Annotated in this window: 15 protein-coding genes and 2 tRNA genes; 10 read left to right on the top strand and 7 right to left on the bottom strand. The window is 34.2% G+C overall.

Annotation, left to right across the window (positions count from 1 at the left end):
• Nucleotides 1–7 precede the first annotated feature (7 nt).
• The gene (locus J0383_RS06735; RefSeq protein WP_207297656.1) at nucleotides 8–775 is read right to left on the bottom strand and encodes a carboxypeptidase-like regulatory domain-containing protein; all 768 of its coding nucleotides are present in this window, start codon (nucleotides 773–775) and stop codon (nucleotides 8–10) included.
• Between the two features lie 162 nt (nucleotides 776–937).
• Here J0383_RS06735 and pepE point away from each other — a divergent pair, with 162 nt between their 5' ends.
• Complete coding sequence (pepE, locus tag J0383_RS06740) at nucleotides 938–1,645, top strand: dipeptidase PepE (protein WP_207297657.1); 708 nt, start codon at nucleotides 938–940, stop codon at nucleotides 1,643–1,645.
• Between the two features lie 132 nt (nucleotides 1,646–1,777).
• On the opposite strand, the gene J0383_RS06745 is transcribed toward pepE, so the two are convergent.
• Both J0383_RS06745 and J0383_RS06750 read right to left on the bottom strand, forming a co-directional pair.
• Nucleotides 1,778–1,850 (bottom strand) — tRNA-Gly (locus J0383_RS06745).
• Nucleotides 1,851–1,958: 108 nt separating this feature from the next.
• A tRNA-Gly gene (locus J0383_RS06750) sits at nucleotides 1,959–2,031 on the bottom strand.
• Between the two features lie 134 nt (nucleotides 2,032–2,165).
• Here J0383_RS06750 and J0383_RS06755 point away from each other — a divergent pair.
• Nucleotides 2,166–2,603: a GNAT family N-acetyltransferase gene (locus tag J0383_RS06755; RefSeq protein ID WP_207297658.1), complete on the top strand. Its 438-nt coding sequence runs from the start codon at nucleotides 2,166–2,168 to the stop codon at nucleotides 2,601–2,603.
• Nucleotide 2,604: 1 nt separating this feature from the next.
• Entirely contained in the window at nucleotides 2,605–4,188 is a 1,584-nt protein-coding gene (locus J0383_RS06760; protein WP_207297659.1) for a L,D-transpeptidase family protein, read from the top strand.
• On the opposite strand, the gene J0383_RS06765 is transcribed toward J0383_RS06760, so the two are convergent.
• Nucleotides 4,177–4,905: a murein L,D-transpeptidase catalytic domain family protein gene (locus J0383_RS06765; protein ID WP_207297660.1), complete on the bottom strand. Its 729-nt coding sequence runs from the start codon at nucleotides 4,903–4,905 to the stop codon at nucleotides 4,177–4,179. The two genes, J0383_RS06760 and J0383_RS06765, sit on opposite strands and share 12 nt — an antisense overlap.
• Before the next feature lie 301 nt (nucleotides 4,906–5,206).
• Here J0383_RS06765 and J0383_RS06770 point away from each other — a divergent pair, with 301 nt between their 5' ends.
• Together J0383_RS06770 and gpmI are read left to right on the top strand one after the other, a co-directional pair.
• Entirely contained in the window at nucleotides 5,207–7,636 is a 2,430-nt protein-coding gene (locus tag J0383_RS06770; RefSeq protein ID WP_207297661.1) for a DUF5916 domain-containing protein, read from the top strand.
• Between the two features lie 141 nt (nucleotides 7,637–7,777).
• Nucleotides 7,778–9,295, top strand: coding sequence for a 2,3-bisphosphoglycerate-independent phosphoglycerate mutase (gpmI, locus tag J0383_RS06775; protein WP_207297662.1), 1,518 nt, complete (start codon nucleotides 7,778–7,780; stop codon nucleotides 9,293–9,295).
• A 161-nt stretch (nucleotides 9,296–9,456) separates the two neighbouring features.
• Here the strand turns inward: gpmI and J0383_RS06780 are convergent, their stop codons facing one another.
• Nucleotides 9,457–10,707, bottom strand: a complete 1,251-nt coding sequence (locus tag J0383_RS06780; RefSeq protein WP_207297663.1) for a DUF445 domain-containing protein — start codon at nucleotides 10,705–10,707, stop codon at nucleotides 9,457–9,459.
• A gap of 248 nt (nucleotides 10,708–10,955) precedes the next feature.
• Between J0383_RS06780 and map the strand changes: the two genes are divergently transcribed.
• The 5 genes from map (at nucleotide 10,956) to apaG (ending at nucleotide 17,504) form a co-directional block, all read left to right on the top strand.
• Nucleotides 10,956–11,774 carry a type I methionyl aminopeptidase gene (map, locus tag J0383_RS06785; RefSeq protein ID WP_207297664.1) on the top strand — a complete coding sequence of 273 codons (819 nt, stop codon included), beginning with the start codon at nucleotides 10,956–10,958 and terminating at the stop codon, nucleotides 11,772–11,774.
• Nucleotides 11,775–11,918: 144 nt separating this feature from the next.
• A complete protein-coding gene (locus J0383_RS06790; protein WP_008467221.1) occupies nucleotides 11,919–12,692 on the top strand; it encodes a class I SAM-dependent methyltransferase in 774 nt (257 codons plus the stop codon).
• 118 nt (nucleotides 12,693–12,810) lie between these two features.
• Complete coding sequence (locus tag J0383_RS06795) at nucleotides 12,811–15,714, top strand: DEAD/DEAH box helicase (protein ID WP_207297665.1); 2,904 nt, start codon at nucleotides 12,811–12,813, stop codon at nucleotides 15,712–15,714.
• A 72-nt stretch (nucleotides 15,715–15,786) separates the two neighbouring features.
• On the top strand, nucleotides 15,787–17,040 hold the full coding sequence (locus J0383_RS06800) for a type IX secretion system plug protein (protein WP_207297666.1): 1,254 nt from the start codon (nucleotides 15,787–15,789) through the stop codon (nucleotides 17,038–17,040).
• A gap of 77 nt (nucleotides 17,041–17,117) precedes the next feature.
• Nucleotides 17,118–17,504: a Co2+/Mg2+ efflux protein ApaG gene (gene apaG, locus J0383_RS06805; protein WP_012023834.1), complete on the top strand. Its 387-nt coding sequence runs from the start codon at nucleotides 17,118–17,120 to the stop codon at nucleotides 17,502–17,504.
• Here the strand turns inward: apaG and pdeM are convergent, their stop codons facing one another.
• Both pdeM and J0383_RS06815 read right to left on the bottom strand, forming a co-directional pair.
• Entirely contained in the window at nucleotides 17,505–18,137 is a 633-nt protein-coding gene (gene pdeM / locus J0383_RS06810; protein WP_207297667.1) for a ligase-associated DNA damage response endonuclease PdeM, read from the bottom strand.
• Nucleotides 18,138–18,144: 7 nt separating this feature from the next.
• Nucleotides 18,145–20,604 carry a ligase-associated DNA damage response DEXH box helicase gene (locus J0383_RS06815; protein ID WP_207297668.1) on the bottom strand — a complete coding sequence of 820 codons (2,460 nt, stop codon included), beginning with the start codon at nucleotides 20,602–20,604 and terminating at the stop codon, nucleotides 18,145–18,147.
• Nucleotides 20,605–20,651: the final 47 nt, after the last annotated feature.

The following is a 20,651-nucleotide window of genomic DNA, read 5'->3' on the forward strand; positions in this document are numbered from 1 at the left end:
GAGCGTATTATTTTGCCTCACTTGCTATTATTTCTTTGTATTTTACAGCCAGTTCTCCCAGCAAAAATTCGGTTGAAGTTTTATTTTTAGAATTTAAAATCGTGGTAAATTTATCATTTTCGACTGCATAATACTCAAAGCCTTTTACATATTCCTCAGGAATTTTTAACCGCTCAACAAAATGTTCCCAGCTAAACATTTTTTCCAACAGCTTCATAAAAAACTCTTTTTTCTCTACTTCTACTTCTTTTTTCAACATAGCTGTACGTCCAGAAAAAAAGTTAAAAAGCGGATCTGCAGAAATAGAACCTCCCACCATTCCGTTTGCATTTGCTTCTGCATTTAATGCCGTTGCAGTGTGCAATTTTCTTTCAGCCTCGGTATATGTTTTTTGTCCCGCAGGAACTATTCCTAATGAAACTGCATTTATATTATCATACCTTCTCACCACTACTTCCTGCAACTGATGCATTACAAGATTTAAGCGTACCGTGAAATTCAAATCGGTAAAATTTTCAGATGTCAGCACAATTCGGCTTTCTTTAAACTGGATCGATGAAAAAACCAGTGTATCATTTGGTTTTGCCTGAATAGAAAAAGCTCCGGCAGCATCTGTAGTGACCATAACTTCCGTTTGGGCATTTACCACATAAACTCCTTCGAGATCATTGGTATTTGCTTTTATTTTCCCATTGATAACAGAACGTTCTTGATTTTGCGACCAGGAATTCTGACTGATAACAGCCACCAAAAAAAATACTATATTCTTTGTCAAAATGAAAAAATTAGAAAATTATTGAAAAAGTAAAAATATCCTAATGTGTTCCAAATTTAATATTAAGGAGTTGGTAAAAATATGTTAATTAAACTCTGGCTAAGAGATTTCAAAAGAGAGTTTTTTCATACCTTTAACCCACAGAATATGAGTTAAAAAATTATGAAAAGCATTATCATCGCCAGCACATCTACACTGCATGGCGGCAACTATTTAGAGTATTTACTACCTGTACTTGAAACACATTTTAAAAACCGCAAAAACGTTATATTTATTCCTTATGCACGTCCAGGCGGGATTTCACATGATGAATACACTAAAAAAGCAGCAGAAGCTTTTGATTCTATCAATATTAATCTTCGCGGCCTTCACGAATTCGAAAATCCCGAAGAAGCCATACAAAATGCAGAAGGCTTTTTTACTGGAGGAGGAAACACTTTTTTGCTTGTAACGCAATTATACAAGCATAAAATTATGCAGGCACTTGCCGAAAAAGTAAAAAGCGGAACTCCGTATTTAGGAACCAGCGCGGGAAGCAACATCTGTGGTTTGTCTATGCAGACTACCAACGATATGCCTATTATCTACCCGCCAAGTTTTCAGACTTTAGGATTAATTTCATTTAATTTAAATCCGCATTATTTAGATCCTGACACTAATTCTCAGCACATGGGCGAAACACGCGAAACTAGAATCAAAGAATTTCATGCTTTTAATTCTATTCCGGTTTTAGGCTTAAGAGAAGGAAGCTGGCTTGAGGTAAAGGGCGAAAAAATTACCTTGAAAGGAAATCTGAAAGCTCGTTTGTTCAAACAAAACGAAACGCCGGTTGAATTAGAAAGTGAGAGCGACCTGAGCAATCTAAAGTAATTTTTATCACCATATAAGTAATATAAAGTTCATTTCAAACCAAGTTTAGCTAAAAACTTCCTTACATTACTTATATGATTAAAAAAACAATAAACACAAAAAAGCCTCAAACAATGTTTGAGGCTTTTGAAGAGCGAAAGACGAGGCTCGAACTCGCGACAACCAGCTTGGAAGGCTGGAGCTCTACCAACTGAGCTACTTTCGCATTAACAGGGTGCAAATATAAATATTTTTTTTAAATCTAAAAACAAAAATAAAAAAATATTTAAGTTTGATAAAAAAACCGAAACACTTTAAAGTTCCGGTTTTTTAGAGCGAAAGACGAGGCTCGAACTCGCGACAACCAGCTTGGAAGGCTGGAGCTCTACCAACTGAGCTACTTTCGCATTGCTGGTGCAAATATAAAAAGAAAGTTAAGTTCAAAACAAGCTTTTGGGCAAAAAAAATGAATTAAAAACAACATTATTTTATAACCTATTTAAAATTAAAAAGTTATAAAAGCAATTATTTTTCAAAAATCATGACTATTATCAAAGAAATACCTTCAAAAGAAACTCATATTGTCCGTCATCCTGTTCTTAGAAAAGGAAAACCTATCGAATCTTGCCTCTTTGAAGGTGATGATTTGGACTCTACACACCATTTTGGATTGTACGTTGACAAAAATTTAACAGGAATTATTTCGTTATTCAAACAAACGAACGCTATATTTGCCGAAAAAAATCAAGCTCAGATTCGCGGTATGGCTATTTTAGAGAATAATCAGAAAAAAGGATACGGCGAAGCATTAGTAAGGCATTGTGAAAATTACTGCAAAGAACACTTTACCGATCTTATTTGGTTCAATGCCAGAACAGCAGCAGTTGGATTTTACAAAAAAATGGATTACCAAATTCTAGGAGAACCTTTTGATATCAAAGATGTTGGCGAACATTATTTAATGTATAAAAAATTATAGAATGAAGAAACTTTACTTTTTTTTATTGGTATGCAGTTTAATTGGCTGTAAAAAAGAGGAACCAAAAAAAATCCCTGCTGCCATTGGAAAAGCTCCAGAAATCATACTTACTGATGAAAGAAAAGTAGAGATTGACACTGCAATTTTAAGTACTTTTAAAAGTGAGACATTAAAACAATTCTATGCTTCATCTGATAATAAAACCGTTTGGGGAAATCTCGAAAAGCGCAAGTATGTTTTGTCCCAACTAAAAAACGCAGACAAATTAGGTCTTGAACCTGAGGATTATAAAGCTTCTCAATTATTAAAATTCGAGAGCAGAATAAGCAGTTTAAACGATGCAAATCTGGCCACTTATGACATTCTGCTTACTTATAATTTTGAAAAATTCTTAAATCATTTATACAAAGGAAAATTAAATCCTAAAACCTTATACAGCGATTGGGATCTTGACGAAAAAACTTTTGATGTAAACAATGTCTTGATTAAAGCTTTCAATAAAAATAAGCTAGATAGTATTGTAGATAACATTCAGCCGAAATCATTAACCTATAAGGAATTGATAAAATCATTGGAAATCATCAATTCGTTTCCAGATGAAGACATCAAAACTATTGAAAGTTTAAAAAAAATTACGGTAAAAGACACCAATTCGGCGCTTATAGCAATCAAACAAAAGCTTTTATTCTGGAAAGATATGTCAGGAAAAGACAGTCTTACCAATATATATGACGCAAAAACTTTTGAATCAGTTAAAAAATTTCAGGCGCGACATGGTTTAGCCGATGATGGTGTAATTGGTCCGGGAACAATCAGCGCTTTAAATTATTCTAAAGAAAGAAGAAAACAGCAGATTATTGCCAACTTAGAAAGATGGAGATGGTACCCAAATGAATTGGCCGAAAATTATTTTATTATCAATATTCCTGATTACAGCTTAAATGTAGTGGAAAATCAAGATACGACTCTGGTTAGAAATGTAGTGGTGGGAACTAGTAAAAGAAGAACTCCTGTTATTACTTCTATTCTAAAAACAGTAGTATTTAATCCAACTTGGACAGTTCCGCCTACTATTTTAAAAGAAGATGTAGTTCCAGCCATGAAACGAAACCGAAATTATCTGGCTAAAAAGAATATTACAATTTATGATACCTCAGGCAATGTAGTAGATCCGCAGGCATGGAACGAAAACAAGCCAGGAAATTACCGCTATATACAAAGTCCAGGTTACAACAATTCTTTAGGATTAATGAAAATTTTATTTCCAAACCATCACAGTGTATACCTGCATGACACAAATCACCGAAATTATTTCGTTAGAAGCAATCGTTCTTTAAGTTCTGGATGCGTTCGAGTAGAAAACCCTTTAGAACTGGCCAAACATATATTAAATGATTCTGTACGATTTTCAAAAGACAGAATCGACACGATAATTGCTTCCAAAAAGACAATGAGTTTTAAAATCAACAAAAAATATGCTTTGTATCAATGGTATTGGACAGCATGGTGCAAAAAAAATCAGCTCATTTTCAGAGCTGATATTTATAATTTAGATTCGGATTTGTATAGTAAATTAAGACATTAATTTTTGCTCCATCGTGAAACTTCTTGACGGATGATAGATATACAAACACGATTTATCTTTGATTACTTGAATTATTTCATCTGTTAATTCTACAGGAACTGCAGGACAACCTTGGCTTCTGCCTAATCTTTTGTGATCTCTTATAAAAGATTCTGAAACATAATCCGCTCCATGCATAACCACTCCTCTTCCGCGGGCGTTATCATTAACTCCTCTTTCTAAACCATCTAGGCGTAAAGAAGCTCCGTGTTTTCCTTGATAGATTTCACCAGTGGCATAAAAACCTAAACTACTTTTGAAAGATGAATTGATATTAGAAAAAGCAGCTGCGAATTCCTCTCCGCTGTTTCTTCCGTGCGCCACTAACGAATTAAACAAAATAGTGTTAGTAGTCATATCAATCACCCAAAGACGCTTTGTGTTTGATGAAAGACTAAAGTCAATTAGAGTAAGGATGTTTTTTTGAATAATTCCTCTTTCTTTCAAAAGGTAAAACCCTTTTAAGGCTTCTGAAAAAGTTTTAAGTTCAGGAAGCTTATAATTACTGCTAGAATGCAATGTATTATAAGCGGTTTCAATTTTTGCCTCAACACTTAGGTTTGTTTCAACCTTTGCAATAGATTTTGCTGCTGATACTTTTAAGTCGGTTGTGTTTTTTGAATCTTTACCAAAAGACAATAATAAAAACACCAATAAAGGATAAATTTTGTAAATCATTGAATTTCTTTAGGTTAATAATAAATTTGGGTAAGGCAAAAGTATAAAAATTTCGACCCTTGCAAAATACAAGCCTGAAAATCAGGCATTTTTTGTTGAAAATTTAACATTATTAACATAATTCTGTTATTTATGTAAGATTTTATCTCACGCTAAAAATCATAACGATTTAGTCTTTTTTCTTAAAAAAAGTAAAACAAAATGGGAAATTTGAAACTTAAAGTGTAACAAGTAGAAGAATTTTATGTCTATTATCCTTATATTAAGACTACATTTGCAATCATTTTGTATTAAAAATCCAATGAAAAAACTAGTTTTTTACAGTTTTATTTTACTCAATATCTGGTGTTATGGCCAGAAAAAAGTGTTACAAGCACAGCTTGTTTCGCAAAATATCATTATCGATGGAAAACTAAATGAAACTGCTTGGGAAAGTGCTCCTATAGCTTCAGATTTTATCACTTTAGAACCTGATAATGGAAAACCCGCTCCAGATGGTAAAAAAACAGAAGTCAAAATTTTATATGACAATGACGCTATATATATAGGTGCCAAAATGTATGATGACGAACCTTCAAAGATTTTAAAAGAAATCTCACAGCGTGATAATTTTGGAACTGCAGATCTTTTTGGCGTTTTTATAAATGGTTTCAATGATGGGCAACAGGATTTCATGTTCTATGTTTCGGCAGCAGACGTTCAGGGCGATTGTATTATGACTGATGCAAATGGAGAAGATTATTCTTGGGATGCCGTTTGGATAAGCAAAGCATCATTGACCGAGAACGGCTGGATTGTCGAAATTAAGATTCCGTACTCGGCGCTTCGTTTTTCTGCAGAAAATAAACAAACTTGGGGAATTAATTTCTTTAGAGAAATCAAGAGAACACGTTATAAATACACTTGGAATTTTGTCGACAGAAAAGTGGGAACGTTTACACAGCAGGCTGGAATATTATCTGGAATTGAAAATATCAAACCTCCTACCCGATTGTTCTTTATGCCTTATGCTTCATATTATTTAAATGCTGGAGAAGGTCAGAAAACTTATGGAACCATAAAAGGAGGTATGGATATTAAGTACGGAATCAACGATGCTTTTACTGTAGATGCCATTTTAATTCCTGATTTTGGCCAAACGAAATACGATGATCAGATTTTGAATTTAGGTCCGTTTGAACAGCAGTTCAATGAAAATAGAGCTTTCTTTACCGAAGGAACAGATTTATTCAACAAAGGCAATATGTTCTATTCCAGAAGAATTGGCGGAAAACCTTCTGTTGAACCAGAACTAAATGATAATGAAGAAATAGCAGAAACGGTACAAAACGTAAATCTTATTAATGCTTTAAAACTTTCCGGAAGAACTAAAAATGGTTTGGGAGTTGGAATTTTAAATGCCGTAACCGAAAAAACTTTTGCCACCATAAAAGATACTATAACAGGAGAAACCAGACGCACCATAGTAGAACCGCTTACCAATTATAATGTGATTGTACTTGACCAGCGTTTTAGAAAAAATTCTTCGGTAACTTTCATCAATACTAATGTAATCAGAAACGGTCATTTTAGAGATGCTAACGTAACAGGATTAGTTTGGGATTTAAACACAAAAGCCAATACCTACAATTTATCTGGTAATGTAAAATACAGCACCATTAATGCCAGCGAAGACAAAAGAGGTTTGTTTAGTACTATCAATTTTGCAGAAACCAGTGGAAAATACCGTTACAGCGTTGGCTCTGATTTTGTTACCAAAGATTTTAACCCAAATGATTTGGGAATTAATTTCTACACCAACTATTACAGCTTTTATGGAAATGCCAATTACAGAATCTTAAATCCAACAAAACTTTTCAATAGCTTTAGGCTTAATTATAATATGTATTCGGAATTCAATAAAGATTCTGGAAAAGTTCAAGAATTTAATATTGATGCCAATGTGAATCTTTCTACGGTAAAAAACAATTATTACGGAATGGGAGTAACTATTTTCCCCGTTGAAATGTATGATTATTATGAACCCAGAGCTGATGGCCGATATATTATTACTCCTAAAAAAATAAATTTATGGGGAAGTATATCTACCAATTACAATCACAAATTTGCATTGGATTTAAATCCTACTCTTTCTATTGCAGATGAGCCTGGAAGAGCTGCATTTGGAGTCGATATTGGGCCAAGATATCGATTCAATGACAAACTTTTACTCACTTATACTTTTAGTCTTTTAAAGAAAAACAATAACAAAGGTTATATCGACAGCTATGACGACGATGATAACGAAGCAACTCCTGAAATCATTGTTTTTGCCAACAGAGATGTGATAACATATGCCAATACACTTAGCGGAAAATACGCCATAAACAGCGCCATGACATTTAATTTAGCGGTTCGACAATATTGGTCTTCTGCCGAAAATAAAAATATTCTTCAGCTGGATTCTGATGGACGTTTAGATCCTTATCCTCAATATACTGAAAATAAAAATTCAAGCTTCTACTCTTGGAACGCCGATTTATCATATTCGTGGTGGTTTGCACCTGGAAGCCAGCTTTCGGCATTATACAGAAACAATGCTTCTAATTTCGAACGTGTTATTGACAAAGATTTCAAGCGAAATGTTACAAATCTGCTCACAAACGATGCATTAAAACATATCTTTTCTGTGAGTGTAAAATACTTTATAGACTACAACGCTGTCAAAAATAAGATTAGAAAGAGAGCTTAGCGTGAATTAATTTTAAAAAATAAAGACTTCTATAATTAAATTAATATTTTTTCTCAGACTTCATTTTATTAAATATAAATGTAAACATTGCTTTCTTCTAAACTTTAGAAATGACTTATCTTTGTAGAAAACAAAAAAGAAATGAACAAAAAAGTTATCCTTATGATTTTAGATGGTTGGGGAAAATCTCCTGACCCTAAAGTATCTGCAATAGACAATGCAAATGTTCCATTTATAAATAGTCTTTACAAAAACTACCCAAATGCACAACTTCGTACTGACGGTTTAAACGTTGGTTTACCAGAAGGACAAATGGGAAACAGCGAGGTTGGACACATGAACCTTGGTGCTGGAAGAATTGTATATCAAGATTTAGCAAAAATTAATTTAGCAGTAGCCCACAAAACTCTAGCGAAAGAACAAGTATTAGTTGATGCTTTTACCTATGCGAAAGAAAACAATAAAAAAGTACACTTTTTAGGATTAGTTTCTGACGGAGGTGTTCACTCTCATACTTCTCATTTACGTGGTTTAATCGATGCATCTCAAGAATACGGTTTAGATCAAGTGTATGTTCACGCTTTTACAGACGGGCGTGATGTTGACCCAAAATCGGGTGCAAAATACATTCACGATTTAGAAGATTATATTAAAGATACTCCTGTAAAAATCGCTTCAATCGTGGGGCGTTACTATGCAATGGACCGTGATAAAAGATGGGAACGTGTAAAATTAGCTTATGATTTATTAGTGAACGGAGTTGGAACTCCTTCTAAAAATGCCGTTTCTAGTGTTTTAGCAAGCTATGAAAAAGACGTAACTGACGAATTTATCGAACCGGTTGTTATAGTTGATGAAAACGAAAAACCACTTGCTACGATTATTGAAGGCGACGTTGTGATCTTCTTTAACTTTAGAACAGATAGAGGACGCGAACTTACGGAAGCACTTTCTCAGCATGATTTCCACGAGCAAAACATGCACAAATTAAACTTGTATTATGTAACGCTTACCAACTACGACGAAACATACCAAAATGTAAAAGTAGTTTACAACAAAGATAATATTACAGAAACTCTTGGTGAGGTTTTAGAAAAAGCAGGTAAGAAACAAATCCGTATTGCAGAAACTGAGAAATATCCTCACGTAACTTTCTTCTTCTCAGGAGGAAGAGAAACTCCTTTTGAAGGTGAATCAAGAATTTTAAGAAACTCTCCAAAAGTAGCGACTTACGATTTACAGCCAGAAATGAGCGCTTACGAATTAGCAGATGCCCTTGTTCCTGAATTAAACAAAGGCGAAGTTGATTTCGTATGTTTAAACTTTGCAAATGGCGACATGGTAGGTCATACCGGAATCATGAGTGCTGCAATTAGAGCTTGTGAAGCTGTTGATGCCTGCGCAAAACAAGTTATCGATGCAGCTCTTGCAAACGATTATACAACAATCGTAATTGCTGACCACGGTAACTGCGAAACCATGATTAATCCTGACGGAAGTCCAAATACAGCACACACTACTAATCCGGTGCCGATTATTTTAGTTGACAAACAATTAAAAAGCATCCAAGATGGTGTGTTAGGTGATGTTGCTCCTACTATCTTAGAATTAATGGGAGTACAGCAGCCAAATGCAATGACTTGTCATTCATTGTTATAGAAAATTACCCAATAAATATTTAAAACCATATAAGTGATATAAGTTCATTTATATGGTTTTTATTTTTACAATGATGTCATCTTGAGCGAAGTCGAAGCCTTATGAAACAAAGAAGGCTTCGACTTCGCTCAGCCTGAACTTGTGCTTTTATTTTTTTGCAATCAAAATATAAAATGATACAACTGTTCAACACCATAAATAACCAGTCCAATACAACCTCCTACTAAAGTTCCATTGATGCGAATGTATTGAAGATCTTTTCCTATTTCAAGTTCCAATTTTTCTGAAACTTCTTTTCCGTCCCAACTTTTTACAGTTGAGGAAATCAAATCGCCGATTACCTTTTTATTATTCAAAAGAACCGACAACAAATCATTTTTAATAAAATTATTGATCTTGTCAATCATAATTTGATCTTCTTTAATTCCATTTCCAAAAGTCTGAATTAGTCCAGAAATACTATTCTTAATAGAAGAATCATCACCTTTATTTAAATCATTGGTTATCGAAAGTTTTATCTCATCCCAAATTCCGTTGATATAATCCTGAACTTCTTTTTTCCCAACAAAACCCAAAATCATTTCATTGATTTTCAATCTCATTTCTTCTGAGTTTTTTACTTTATCAAGGAAATTATAAACGTACTCGTCAATTTTAATTCTCACAGCACTTTGAGGATTTTTGGCTTCTTCCAGAAAATCCTGAAGACCATTAAAAATCCCTTCTGAAATGCTTTTATCAGCCAAACCAAAACTCAAAAACGGAGTTGACGCTTTTACTTTTTTTCGAATTAGATCTTTGTTATTTGTCAATTCGGCACTCATTACTTGCAAAAGATTCGTCAATAACTCGTCCTTTACATTTCCTTTTTGCAAAGGTTCTAATGCAAGTGCCACCCAATTCCCAAAATTGATCCCTTCTAATTTTTCTTTAAACTGAACCTGAATAAACCTTCGTACCTCTTCGTCTTTTATGGTTTTTAAAATCCCTGGAATTAAATTTACCGCTACGACATTGGCAATTTTATTCGCATTTTCTTCCTGCGAAAGCCAATCAGAAGCTTTAACAGCAAAATTGAATTCTTCGAGTTTAATCTCCATTTTTTCACGATTCAGAAATTCTTCTGAAACAAAATTTCCAAGATTTTCTCCAATTTCATTTTTCTTGGTCGGAATAATTGCCGTATGCCAAATCGGAATTCCCATAGGATGACGAAATAACGCCACAACTGCAAACCAGTCGGCAATACCTCCTACCATTGCAGCTTCGCTAAAAGCCTGTAACATTGGAATTTTAAAATAAATGGCAATTATAAACAGAAGCACCGCAACACCCAAAAGAGCCAAAGCATTTCGCTTCATTTTTCTGAGCGCTTTTACTTTGGTTATATCGTGATCTAGAGTAGTTTTCATGATTACAAATCTTTTTACTACTAATTTATGGCTTTTTTCTGAGAAACTTTTGTGTTATTAGCCACGAATTCACGAATTTTCTTTTTTAGTCTCTAAAATTGAAATTGGTAAAATTGAATTTCACCAATTTCAATTTGTATAGATTCGAGAATTGCTTCGCCTGTCATTTCGTTCGAGTCTAAGCGAAAAAATTTACATAAAAAAATGAGATAAAAATTGTACTTTTGCCAACTGAAAATCTGAAAAATATGATTATCCAAAAAACCAGAGAGGAAATCGAATTAATGCGCGAAAGTGCTTTGATCGTATCGAAAACATTAGGAATGATTGCTTCTGAAATTAAAGAAGGAGTTACTACATTATATCTAGATAAATTAGCCGAAGAATTCATTCGTGACCACGGTGCCGTTCCTAGCTTTTTAGGATTGTATGGTTTCCCGAATTCACTTTGCATGAGTCCAAATTCTCAAGTCGTTCATGGAATCCCAAATAATACACCTTTACAAAGTGGTGATGTGATATCTGTAGATTGTGGTGCTTTTAAAAACGGTTACCACGGAGATCACGCTTATAGTTTCGAAATTGGAGAAGTAGCACCTGAAGTTAAAAAACTTTTGCAGGTAACGAAAGAATCTCTTTATGTTGGAATTAGAGAATTTAAGGCTGGAAACCGAGTTGAAGATGTTGGAAATGCGATTCAAAAATATACTGAAGCCCACGGTTACGGAGTAGTTCGTGAATTGGTTGGACATGGTGTTGGACAGAAAATGCACGAAGAACCGGAAATGCCAAACTATGGAAAACGCGGCCGCGGAAAACTTTTTGTGGAAGGAATGGTTGTCGCAATCGAGCCAATGATTAACCTTGGAACAAGAAACATCAAACAACACAAAGATGGCTGGACAATTACAACTGCCGACGGAAAAGCCAGCGCTCATTTCGAACACGATGTGGCACTTGTAGACGGTAAACCAGAATTATTATCGACTTTTCAATACATCTACAAAGCTTTAGGAATTGAAAGCAACGAAGAAGATGAATTTAGAAAAGTCCCTTTAGTATTGTAGTTATTAGCCTAGATTCTAAAATTTTAAAAAACATTCGAACTCCTGCAAGGTTTTCAAAACCTTGTAGGTGTCTTTTTTCAAACATAAATACCTACTAGGTTTTGAAAACCTTGCAGGAAAACAAAAATATTTTGGAATAACCCCATGAAAAAACTTTTCAAATTAGTTTTAAATACAATACCTCGCCCATTATTAATTCGTTTGAGTTATGTGGCTCGTCCTATTTTAGCCTTTTCATTAAAAGGAGATAAATTTACAGATCCGATTGATGGAAAAAGCTTTAAATCATTTTTGCCTTACGGATACGGAAAACAACGTAACAATGTGCTTTCGCCAAGTACACTTTCTTTAGAAAGACACCGTTTGCTTTGGTTGTATTTAAATGACCAGACTGATTTTTTTACAGCACCCAAAAAAGTATTGCATTTTGCTCCGGAGCAGGCTTTTTATAAAAGATTCCGCAAGCAGAAAAACTTAGATTATACGACGACGGATTTGCTTTCGCCTTTGGCAGATGTAAAAGCAGATATCTGTAATTTACCTTTCAAAGACAACGAGTACGATGTTATTTTATGCAATCACGTTTTAGAACACATTCCAGACGATACTAAAGCAATGCAGGAATTATATCGTGTTTTAAAACCAGGCGGAATGGCAATTTTACAGATCCCGCAGGATTTATCTCGCGAAGTTACTTTTGCAGATGATTCGATTACAGATCAAAAAGAACGTGCTAAAATCTTCGGACAATACGATCACGTACGTGTTTACGGCCGCGATTATTTCGACAAATTAAGAAGTATTGGTTTTATTGTGATCGAAGAAGATTACACTAACAAAATTGCACCAGAATTGGTTGAAAAATACTGTTTGGCAAAAGGAGAAATTATTCCGCTTTGCTTTAAACAGGAAAACTAATTTTTCATCCTATAAGTGATATAAGTTCATTTAAAAAGAGTTTTCAAATTATTGATATTTTGAAAACTCTTTCTTTTTATAAGCCTCCCAAATCAAAACCAAACAAAAAACCTAAACCTTGGACTTTACAAATTTATTTCAGTTCTGCTTTGACATCAGTTTTGAAAAAAATCTAAACACTTACCTCCCAACAGCCTATATTGTTGAGAATACTGATGACATTAAATATTTAGACAAAAAAGCGAGTAAAGATGTGCTCGAAAGTTTTGGAATCGTTTTTGAAAATTTAGATTCTAATACCAAAAGAATACTAACGGCATGCGAATCGCTAAGACCTGAATACATCTTCAAAAAATTCAGTGCCAAAATCAAATCAGCCAAAACAATTGCAGATCTTCAAAAAGATTCAAAAATTGATTTTGCTATTCGCCAGCATTTAAAACTGTATTTAGGCTCTTTTTACAGTTTGATTGTACAAGAACAATTTCCTTTATCCTTAAACATTGGACCTGAAAAAGACTTTTACCGTTCGAGAGTCAGCATTGATCCGCTGGAGTTTGAACCGCAGATTCAATTCGACAAACATCCGGAAGGTATTACCTATACGCTTTCTTTAAAGGAAAATGAAACTACATTTCTGCCAATGAACAGTACTGTAGATATTCTTTTAGACGAACCAGGCTGGTTAATTATCAATAAAAAACTGGGACAATTAAAAGAGTTGAACTCAAAAAAACTGATGCCTTTTTTAAAGAAACAATCCATTGAAATTCCATCAAAGTTAGTCGATGATTATTTCAAGAGTTTTATTCCTCAGATCGCTAAGAAATTAGATATCGAAGCCACAGGTTTTGAAATCGAGCTTCGCGATACAATTGTTTCCTGCACGATTCAGCCTGTTTTTGATTTCTTTAAAAACTGTTATTATCTCAATCTTTATTTTGATTACAACGGATATTCTTTTGACTCGAGCAAAACTAAAAAAACACATTCCTTCGTTGATTTCAGCGTAGCCAACGAACCTAAAATCATTCAGTTTAAACGAAGTGCTGCTGAAAGTTTATACATTAAAAAACTATCCGAAATTGGTTTAGAAAAAATCAAAAATGAATTGTTTGGATTAAATGCTGATGTTGAAAATTCAGATCCTTACATCAACATTCAATTGATTATTGACCATAAAGAGAAGCTGAAAGATTTAGGTTTTGATATTCAAAATCTAAAACTGGAAAGCAAAGAAATCATTACTGAAAGCCATACTATTTCTGCCTCAAAAGATACAAACGGAGATTGGTTTGATATTAAAATTATCATTACTGTTGGTCATTATAAAATCAATTTCAGCGAAATTATTCCAAACATTAAGAGTAAAGAAAGACTTTTCCCTTTGCCTGACGGGAATTTTTTCCTGATTCCGCTGGAATGGTTCAGTAAATATGGTTCTTTGGCAAAATTAGCCAAAACAGAAAATGGCGCTTTACTTCTTAGAAAAAGCAATTTTACTGCTTTAGACGGAATTTCGGAAATTGACAATGATTTAGACCAAATTCACCAAGCCGAATTTACTGGTTCAGATTTAATAAAAGCGACTTTAAGACCGTATCAAATTGATGGTGTAAAATGGCTTTTAGGTCATTTTAATTCCAATATGGGCGCTTGTTTAGCCGATGATATGGGACTTGGAAAAACGCTGCAGACTTTATCGGTTTTGGTTTCTGTTCAAGAACAATTAGGCTTCACCACCAAAACCACCAATTTTGATTTGTTTGCCAACGAAACAACAATCGAAAGAGAACCTTTAAAAGCTTTGATTGTTCTTCCTTCATCATTGGTTTTTAACTGGTTTAATGAAGCTGGAAAATTCACACCGCACTTTTCGAAAATGCAATATGTGGGTAACGATAGAAAATCATTGGCAAGCAGAATAAATTCTACCGACTTAATTTTTACGAGTTACAGCATTGTACATCGTGATATTTCAATTTTAGAAAAATACGATTTTCGTTATTTGATTTTAGATGAAAGTCAGTACATCAAAAATAAAAATTCTAAGATTTTTAAAGCCATCAATAAAATCAGCACAGGACATAAAATTGCTTTAAGTGGAACGCCGATCGAAAATTCGCTTGACGATTTATGGTCGCAAATGCAGTTTATCAATCCAGATATTTTGGGCAGTTATGCTTTCTTTATGGAGAATTTTAAAAATCCGATTGAGAAAAAGCAGAGCGAAGAAGTTTTAACCGAATTAAAAAACCTCATCCAGCCGTATATTTTAAGAAGAACCAAAGAACAGGTTTTAAAAGATTTACCAGAGTTAACGGAGCAGATTTATTACTGCGATATGGATCCGGAACAGGAAAAATTATACGAGAAAGAAAAATCAAAAGCTCGTAATTTCCTGCTGAAAACAGATTCAAATCCAGATAAAATAAGCATTATCAATACTTTAATGAAGTTGCGACAATTGAGTAATCATCCAAAAATGGTTGACGCAGATTCAGAAATTGATTCGGGAAAATATATTGCAGTGACCAATTATCTGGAAAATTTAGTCAAAGCAAAACAAAAAGTAATCATTTTTAGTTCGTTTGTTACCAATTTAAATTTTTACACTGATTGGTGTAAAGAGAACAAAATAGAGTTTTGCGAAATTACTGGAGAAACGCCTTCAGACAAGAGAGAACAGCAGGTTAAAATGTTTCAGGAAAAAGAAAATCCATTGTTGTTTTTTATTTCGCTAAAAGCTGGAGGTGTTGGATTGAACATTACCAAAGCCTCTTATGTATTGTTTTTAGATCCTTGGTGGAATCCTTTTGCTGAAAAACAAGGAGTGGCGCGAGCTCACCGAATTGGTCAGCTGAATAAAGTAAATGTGATTCGTTTTATTTCTAAAAACACGGTTGAAGAAAAAATTATCAAGCTGCAAGAAAACAAAAAACTATTATCGGATTCGCTTTTAGAGGAAAGCTACATCAATGACGAAATTGAAGCGAATTTAGAATACATTTTAAATTCTTAACAAAACCCAATAATTCGGCATCGCAATACGTTTAATAAAATTCTTATATTTACAATCTTACAACGTAATGCGATGCCGAAATTTTTATATACAAGCTTAATTTTTCTTTTTGTTTTTACTTTAGCAAAAGCGCAGGAAAAAGAAATCGATCCTCCTTACAATATCAAAACTGTCACTTTTGTACAGAATGGCAATAATGTTGTTCCTATATTTGAATTAGGTTCTACAATTGAACTTCAGTTTGATGATTTATTTGGAAATGAAGCCAATTATTATTTTGAATTAGTTCACTGCGATTACAACTGGAAACCTTCTGATATTCCAAAAAATGATTATATCCGTGGTTTCGACGGCCAGAGAATTATGGATTATTCGAATTCTTTCAATACCCTTCAGATCTATTCGCATTACCGTCTTACCTTTCCAAATCAGTTTACAACACAAATCAGATTATCTGGAAATTATATGCTGAAAATCTTAAATGAAGATAAAGAGGTTGTTTTTTCAAGACGGTTTATTGTTTACGAAAATCATTCTACCGTTGCTGTGCAGGTAAAACGAAGCCGAAACCTCAGCAATATTGATCAAAAACAAAATTTGGATTTCACTATTGCTTCAAATGACATTACTTTTCAAACGCCAGCACAAAACGTAAAAGTGCTTTTACTGCAAAACGGAAACTTCAATACTGCTATTAAAAATGTCGTGCCACAATATACAATAGGAAATCAACTCGTTTATAAATACGATGCCGAAACACAGTTTTGGGCTGGAAATGAATTTTTATATTTTGAGAATAAAGACATTCGTGCCGCGAATAATAATGTAGGCCGAATTGGTTCTAACAATGATATTTACAATGCCTATTTGTATACCAATGCCGCAAGAGGAAATCAGATTTACACCAATTATCAGGATGTAAACGGTAATTTTGTGGTAAAAAATATAAATGCTTCCGACAACAGTATCGAAGCCGATTATGCTTGGGTATATTTTACACTTTCGGCTCCCGCTTTCAGACTAAACAAAGACATTTACATTACCGGAATGTTCAATAATTACAGCCTTTCGCCAGAATACAAAATGGATTATAATACGGATAAAGCAGTATTTGAAAAAGCCGTAATGATTAAACAAGGTTTCACCAATTTTCAATATACAGTAGCCGATAAAAAGGGAAATATTGATAATGAAAATGCTATAGATGGAAATTTCTATCAAACAGAAAACGAATATACTATTCTCGTTTATTACAAAGAAAGTACAGATCGTTATCAAAGAGTGATAGGAAAAGGCAATGCAAACTCGATAAATATCGTTAATTAAAACATTGTTAAGGTTTTAGGTTTCCTAATTTTTTTTCGTAGCTTTGTACCTATAACACACAGATTTACTAGGCTAGTATGGTTTCTCAAATTACTCGAGGCATAAAAATATCGGTTTTAACTAGTTTTGAAGGAACTTACTTCAAGAACTACAAGATTCACTTTGCATTCAGCTATGTGGTTACAATCGAAAATCATAGTAAAGATTCTGTTCAATTGACTTCTCGCCACTGGGAAATTTTCGACTCACTAAACGATTTAGATATTGTTGACGGTGAAGGTGTTATTGGTAAAAAACCTGTTTTAAAACCAGGCGAAAACCACACTTACAGCTCTGGCTGTTTATTATCATCTCCTTATGGTGCTATGAAAGGTCATTTCAATATGATCAATTTCACCACAACTAAAACATTCAAAGTAATTGTTCCTACTTTTAGAATGTGTGCTCCTTTTGCATTAAACTAATCAACGTTTTATTTCGATTACCTCATCTTTTGCAAGTACATATACTTTGTCATTTTCTTCGGGAACCAGATAAAAATTGCCTGTGAATTCTCCAAATGCCGGAAAAATCATTTGATCTGGTTTTCTAAAAAAACACGACAAACTCAAAAACTGTCTTCCTAATCCTTTAAGTTTTATTCCGGGATGAATGTGTCCGCATAAATTGAAAAAATTTTCTCGTGTTGACGGATGATGTGTCAGCAGAAAATCATGTATTGTAATTTCTGAATAGATTTCGATATTCAAATCGGTATAATATTTTTTAGAAATAATATCATGATTGCCTTCTACTAAAATAAGCTGCTGTGTCACGGTTTTAGTCCAATCTTCAAAAAAATCCCATTCGTTATTAATTTTACTGTGGAATAAATCTCCTAGAAAAATAATTGTTTCAACATCAAATAATTGCAGAATAGCATTCAACCTATTAAAATTTTCATGAACCGCTTTTTCAGGAATTGCCATTCCGTGTTTCCTGAAATGCGCTATTTTTCCCAGATGCAGATCAGAGATTAAGAGTATTTTCTTTTCTTCCCAAAAAGCCGCACCGCAGGGATGTAATATAAAATTTTGATTGTTGATTGTAATATTCATGTTTTTATTATTTCATGTAACTCGCCGTCATCTTTTTAATTCTTTCTTGTAAAGTTTCGCTCGATAATTTTTCTCTCAGACGGTCGGTAATTATTGGAAAACTAAAAGGTGTTGGTTTTAAACATTGTTTCCAAACGATTTTCTGATTGTTGATTCTTTCCAATGCCTGAATCAAACGTCCTTCTTCGAGCTGATGTTCGAATGTTTCTGTAAAAGCCTGCTGCAATAATAAATTATCAGGTTCGTAATCTCTGAAAACCTCAAAAATCAATTGAGAACCACTTTGCAGATGTTTTGTTTTAACGGGTTTTCCAGGCATTCCGGTAAATACTAAGCCGGCAATAACTGCAATATCGCGAAATTTTCTTCGCGCCATTTCGGTTGAGTTTAAACTTTTCTGTAAATCATAATGTACATATGCAGTTGTAAATAAGTCATTATCAAAAACAGCTTCCATATCAATTTCCTGATCCGAAAGCAGTTCAAATCCATAATCATTATACGCCAGCGAAAAAGTAATTGGCGACAGCAGACTGATTCTGTACGAAATTAAACTGGCCAAAGCTTCGTGTACATAACGACCTTCAAAAGGATAAAAAATAGCATGAAAACCTTCTCTGGTTTTAAAAGTTTCAATTAGAAATTCGTCATTATTAGGAACGATACTTTCTTTGCGCTGTCTGTCAAAAATGGGTTTTAATGCTTTTAATTCCGGAGATAAGTTTTCGGTGTTAGCTGCATATAATTCTTCCCGAAGCAACTTACTCATTTGTGCCGATAATGTCATGCGTCCGCCCATCCAGCTGACGGTTTTTGATGTTTTCTTAGGATCGGCTTTTCGAACTAGAACCTGCATATTTTTAATCTGAAACAATTCCAGTCTTCTTCCTGCAAAAGTAAAAACGTCGCCGCGCTGTAATTTCGAAGCAAACCATTCTTCGATAGTTCCAATAAACCCGCCGCTTAAAAACTTTACATTCAAAACGGCATCACCCACAATAGTTCCAATCTGCATTCGATGATGCATCGCAATAAAACGATTGTTGATTTTAAAACGTCCGTCTTCTTCAATTTCTACTTTTTTAAATTCATCGTAAGCTTGCAAACTCTGGCTTCCGTTTGTAATAAAGTTGAGAATCCAATTCCAGTTTTCTTTAGTTATATTTTGATAACAGAAAGTCGTTTTTACTTCTTCAAAAATTTCATTTGGAAAAAATCCGTCAGAAACCGCCAGTGTATTTAAGTATTGCACCAAAACATCCCAGCTGTTTAAATACGGCATTCGATCTTCGACAACGGTTTTGGCAACTGCTTTTTTTAATGCCGAAGCTTCAATTAATTCCATAGCATGAGTAGCGAGAAAATAAATGACACTTTCTTTTCCCGGCTGGTGTCCGCTTCGTCCTGCTCTCTGCAAAAAACGCGCAACACCTTTTGGTCCGCCAACCTGAATAATAGTTTCTACGGGCGCAAAATCGACGCCGAGATCGAGACTCGAAGTACAAACCACGACTTTTAATTCTTCATGACGAATAGCGCTTTCGACCCATAACCGAATTTCTCTGCTGATACTGCCGTGATGCATGGCCATTTCTCCTGCAAATTCAGGATATTTTTCTAAAATTGCCTGATACCAGATTTCGCAGGCAGAACGAACATTGGTGAAAATTAAAGTAGTTTTGCTTTTTCTGATAATTTTAGCCACCTCATCGATTAAATGTAATCCCATGTGTCCGCGCCACGGGTAACTTTCCATTTTCTCTGGAAGAATCGATTCTATTTTTATTTTTTTGTTGATATGAGCTTTTATTAAAACTGAATTTTGATACGCCTCAGAATCTGGACCTAACAAAACCTGCTGCGCTAATTCGAGATTACCAATGGTTGCCGAAATTCCCCAGATACGCATTTTAGGCGCAATAGTTTTAAGTCGGGAAAGAGCCAATTCCATTTGCACACCGCGCTTCGTTCCTAACAATTCATGCCATTCATCTACTACAATTGAACCGCAATTGGCAAACGTTTTTTCGTATTGTTTTGCCGCCAGCAGAAGTTGTAAACTTTCGGGTGTTGTAATTAACAAATCCGGCATTTTATTTTTCTGCTTCGCCCTTTCGCTTTGTGAAGTATCTCCCGACCGGATTCCGACAGTTAATTGCAAATCCAAATCATCGATAATTCGTTCAGCTGCTTGTTTAATTTCTACCGAAAGTGCACGCAGAGGCGTTATCCAGATTGCTTTTAATCCAGATTTGTGCTTCGTTTTATAATCGGGATTTTTTTTGATGTAATCGAGAACTACCGGAAACCATAAAGCATAGGTTTTTCCGCTCCCTGTTGGTGCATTTAACAACCCGTTTTTGCCCTGCAGAAAAGCAGTCCAAGTCTGGGTTTGAAACGGAAATGCTTTCCAGCCCTGATCTCTAAACCAATTTTCGGCGATTATGTATAGTTCTTCTCGGTTCATTTAAATAATTTATTTTAACACATAGAAACATAGATTTTCTTTGTGGT

The sequence above is a fragment of the Flavobacterium endoglycinae genome, from assembly GCF_017352115.1.
GTDB classification, from domain to species: Bacteria; Bacteroidota; Bacteroidia; order Flavobacteriales; family Flavobacteriaceae; genus Flavobacterium; species Flavobacterium endoglycinae.